Genomic DNA, 4,465 nt, shown 5'->3' with positions numbered 1-4,465 from the left:
CACGCTCACGCAGTTCGTCGGGGTACTTACGGGGAGCAGCCATGATCGACATCCTTCCGGGTCTTCGATGTCTCCATCAAACCCGGGGCGGTTCACCCCACTCCCCCTCCCCGACCCCCGCGCCCGAGCTGAAAGCTGCCTCGCCTGCGCCAAGGAACCCCCACCCACCGCCCCCGGGCCCGGCACCGATGGCGCGCACGCCCTCGTCCTCTACACCGGCGAAGCCCTCAGTAAAGCCGCCGGCGCCTTCTACTCGGCCGCGATCCACACGGCGCCCGGCCCTTCCCTCCTCGCCCAGCTCCACGCCCTGCCCGCCCTGCTGGAGAACGCCGAGGCCGCGGTCATTCACCGAGCCCGCCTGGATGGCGAGTCCTGGAACGCGCTCGCCGCACCCCTGGACATCAGCCCCGAGCGGCTGCGCAAGCGGTGGAAGTCCGAGAGCCTGGCCCGCCGGCTCAAGCGAGTTCGCCGAGACCGCGCCGATCACGCCCTCACCACCACGGCCTCCACGAGCAAGCCCCCCGGCCAGCAACTCGCTACGGCGTTGTCCTTCCTCCAGCGCAAGACCGGCATGACCATCGCCGACACCGCCGCCGAGATCGGAATCTCACCCTCCCACCTCTCCCGCGTCCTGTCCGGAGACCGCCGCCCCTCCTGGCCCGTCGTCCTGCAGTTCGTCGAGGTCTGCGACGGCGCCCTCCCCGAACTCCGCGACCTGTGGGAGGCATCCCACCGCCCCCTCACCCCCGACACCCCCACCAGACCCGACGCCCCCACCACCCAAGCCGAAGCCCGCAAACGCCTCCACACCGCCCTGCGCGCCCTCTACCTCGCCGACGGCTGCCGCACCCACGAATCCCTCCGCATCGCCGTCGGAGACGGCCTCCTGACCAACGACCAGATCCGCGACATCCTCGCCGGCCGCGACATCCCCGACTGGCTCCGCACCTCCCGCCTCATCTACGCCCTCCGCGGCCACCCCACCGACCTCCTCCCCCTCTGGCGCGCCGCCACCACCTCACCCCCCGACACCGACACCCCCCGGCCCCACACCAGCTCCTCCGACTGACCCCGAACCACCCACGCCCACCACCGCCCGGGAGCGGCCGTGAACCACCAGCCCAAACCCACCACCACACCCACCTCGACCACCGGACTCGCACTCACGCTCCCGCCCGCCTTCGAAGCCTTCTACCTCCTCCACCACCCCCACTACCTCACCTACGCACAAGCCCAACTCCCACCCTGGCTCGCCCACGACGCCGTCCGCGCCGCCTTCGGCAACCTCATCCTCAACTGGACCACCCTCCTCACCACCATCAACCCCGCCGCCCACGCCTGGGACCACCTCTCCCACGAAGTACGCACCCGCGCCCTGGCCACCACCACCCCGGGCCGCGCCTTCGAAGACGACATCCGCATCCTGACCGAGATCGGCTTCACCTCCGAAGCCACGGCCACGATGACCGGCCGAGACCTCAGCAAGATCCGCTACCTCACCCGAACCACCACCCACCCCGCACCCTGATCACCCGCCCACTAGTGATAACCGGTCAACCCTCGGATCGTCGGGCTGCCCATGGAGCCCACCCTCCTGACGGGGGCAGGCCGTCGACCGGGCCGGTGCACACGGGCGGGGCGACTTCGGGGATCGGCCCCGCTCATGCAGGAGAGGGCCGTACGGTCGTTCCACGCATGGCGACCGGGCAGTGACGCCGGGTCAGGAATGGGAGGGGATCCGAGATGGTCAACGCCCGTACGTACCCGCTGTGGCGGGATCTCGCGATGAGCGAGGACCTCCCCAAGGAGGCCCTCAAGACGGTGATCGAGGCCCTGTGCACTCCGGCGATGCGCCCCGACGGCTTCGACGCCCGGAGCGACCAGTGGCGGGAAGAAGCCCTCAAGGCCGCGCTGCCCGCGCTGCTGGCCCGGACCTCCGCCAAGCGGCTGCGCGGCCGGCTCCTGGCCCACGGTGACGAAAAGCTGCTCACCGCCCTAGCGGCCGCGGGCACGGTGACCGGCGACGACGTGCCCGCCATCCTGCGACACCGCCGCCTGTGGCCCGGCCTGGTTGCTGGTCTGGCCCGGTACCCCGGGCAAGTCGAGGCCGCGATCGGGCTCCTGCCACGCCTCGCCGACCACGAGGTGGAGCGGGTCGTGGCCGACTGGGACCCCGACCGGTACACCCGCAAGGAAGGATCCGCACCGCCCCCGCCGGTGCCACAGGCCCTGTTCAACGCCGTCCTCGAAGCGTCCCTCACCCCCCTCGCTGCGTACCTGCTCCACCCGGAACCCGAAGAGGGCTGGGAGGCCATGTCCTCGTACGGGAAGGACTGGTCGATGGAACTGGGAGGCCGCAGCGCCTGGGTGATGCTCGCCCGGTGCCCCGAACAGTGGGCACAGTTGGTCACGCATCCGACGCTCGGGGCGGCCGTCCAGCACCTGCTTCTGGACCAGGCCGAGATCCAGGCCGCGGAAGACGCCCGCACCCGCGCCGCCGGCTACCTGCCCGGCGAGGAACCCGAAGAAGAACTCCCCGCCGCCGATCCGGCCCCCGCGCTCAGCGAGGAGCTGCTGCTGGCCTGCCTGCCGGCGCTGTGCCTGCCCGAGCTGGCCGACCTGCCCAACCCGCAGGTGACCGCGCGCAGGACCCTGCACCACATCGCCCGCCGCATCGAGATCAACCCGAGCCTGGCCCACCTCGCCGCCGAGCAGTTGGCCGCAGCCGCCGACAAGGCGGTGGTCCGCGGCCAGCTTCTGGCCCTGCCCGAGAAGAGGGACACGGACTACGAGTTCGAGGGGCGGGTGCGAGACCTCGCCGAGGACTTGGCCCTCCTCAGCACCAACCCCGACCACCTCGCGGGCGCCTGCGCCCAGCTCGCCGCCCTGGACCAGCCGGCCGTCGTCTCCCACCCGCCGAGCCGGACCCTGATCCGCGTCTTCGACGGCAACCTCCCCGCCGACCACGACCACCCGGCCCGGCTTCTGGAGCGCCACAACGAGCAGCGCCGTGCCGAGATCCTGGCCGCGCTCGCCGCCAACCCTCACACCCCGCTCGCCGCCGTCACCGACACCCTGAACGTGCTGCACCCCGCCGAGCTGGCCTGGATCGCCGAGAAGACCGAGGGCCCGGCCTGGCTCCTGGAGGCGGTGGCCGCCGTCCCGGCCCCCGAGGACGAAGACGACGGTGTACTGCGGCTGCTGAGCGACGACGAACTGGACCAGCACCCCGACCCCGCAGCCGTCCTGCAGTCTTGGCTCGACTCCCCCGCCGCCGACGACCTTCTCTCCCGCTCCGAGATCTACCGGGCCCTGATCAAATCCCGACACCACGCCCTGGAGCACCTGCGCCAGATCCCCGCCGACGAGATCGTCTCCCGCAACGAACCTGCGATCGCGCTGACGATCCTGGTGGAGCACTGCGGGCGCAGTACCGGCCGTTGGGAGGCGCTGGCTGCTGGAATGACCTTCGAGTACGGCGACACCAAAGTGACCTTCGGTGAGCTCCTCGACTCCCTGGACGGCGCAACCGCCACCGCGCAGACCCCCTGACCCCGCACGGACTCCTCTCCCAGTTGCAGGCCCCCAATGGCCGCCCCAGAGGCGGCCCCGCCCCGGGCCGAGCTCGCTGTTTCCCGCGTGAAATCACGAACCCACGCGCCGTCCGAACGGGCCGGCCGTTCACGCTGTTGCGCGACGTGCCACGGCCTGCGGAACGAGGGTGCCCGCACGCTCCTGCCGCGCCCGGCGCAGCGCGGCCGCCTCGGTCGCTGCGGCCTGGCGGCGGCGCTGGACGCGGCCTGGTCGATCGGGGCCGGCGCGTCGTCCGGCACGGTGGGCGGCTCGGGGAACGCCCGGCGGGACACCTCCCGCATCGCGGCGGACTGCCGCTCTACCTCTATTGGCGAAGGCGATGTGACACTCGCCGCATCACGAATCAACGCCCGTCTCTGACCTCCGCGCGAAGCGAGGAACGCCTCCTCCTACCGCAGGCGCCGGCACGGAGAACCGGGGCTCCCCCAACAGGACGACGCGAACCGGACATGCTCTCGGCGCCCGCCGTCACGCGGATCTGTGCGGATCCACGCGGACGCTCGTGGAAGCCTGCTGGTCGCCACGCTGCGGGCGCGGCTGGGACAGCTCCAAGGCGCTTCGTCGTGAGTGACCGCTCTGCCAGACTCCCGTCAGGCAGTCAGAACTGGCCAATCCCTCTGCGGGGTTGGCTGACGTAATTGGCCATGGTTGCCGCCTGGCTGGCCACAGTTCGCCATCCATCAGAACGGATCGACTCCACTAGGGAATCCATCAGCGCAAACAGCGCAATGGCGGGTTCCGGAGGAGCTGTCCGACTCAGTTCGACGGCACGCTTTAGAGCGTGGTGATGAACCGTGCTATAGCTCGATGAGCTGCGGTTTTCCGGTTGGGTAGGTGTGGTTGCGGCTGGGTCGGGGCAGCCAGCGGACGG

3 protein-coding genes are annotated in these 4,465 nt (G+C 71.1%); all 3 read left to right on the top strand.

Annotated features, from left to right (window positions below; genetic code table 11):
* The first annotated feature begins 67 nt into the window (after positions 1-67).
* The 3 genes from ACIBEA_RS44205 to ACIBEA_RS44195 all read left to right on the top strand — a co-directional run bounded on the left by ACIBEA_RS44205 (position 68) and on the right by ACIBEA_RS44195 (position 3,552).
* Entirely contained in the window at positions 68-1,069 is a 1,002-nt protein-coding gene (locus ACIBEA_RS44205) for a helix-turn-helix domain-containing protein (protein WP_399270178.1), read from the top strand.
* Positions 1,070-1,108: 39 nt separating this feature from the next.
* The gene (locus ACIBEA_RS44200) at positions 1,109-1,528 is read left to right on the top strand and encodes a hypothetical protein (protein ID WP_399270176.1); all 420 of its coding nucleotides are present in this window, start codon (positions 1,109-1,111) and stop codon (positions 1,526-1,528) included.
* A gap of 215 nt (positions 1,529-1,743) precedes the next feature.
* A complete protein-coding gene (locus tag ACIBEA_RS44195; RefSeq protein WP_399270174.1) occupies positions 1,744-3,552 on the top strand; it encodes a hypothetical protein in 1,809 nt (602 codons plus the stop codon).
* The last annotated feature ends 913 nt before the right edge of the window (positions 3,553-4,465 follow it).

The organism is Streptomyces sp. NPDC051555, from assembly GCF_044454405.1.
GTDB lineage: Bacteria > Actinomycetota > Actinomycetes > Streptomycetales > Streptomycetaceae > Streptomyces.
The sequence above is the reverse complement of the archived record's forward strand: the minus strand, read 5'-3'. Positions and strand labels throughout refer to the sequence as shown.

What these genes read in the sequence shown, in the direction of transcription:
- ACIBEA_RS44205 (WP_399270178.1), top strand. Translation starts at nt 68, where the DNA reads ATGTCTCCATCAAACCCGGGGCGGTTCACCCCACTCCCCCTCCCCGAC.
- ACIBEA_RS44195 (WP_399270174.1), top strand. Translation starts at nt 1,744, where the DNA reads ATGGTCAACGCCCGTACGTACCCGCTGTGGCGGGATCTCGCGATGAGC.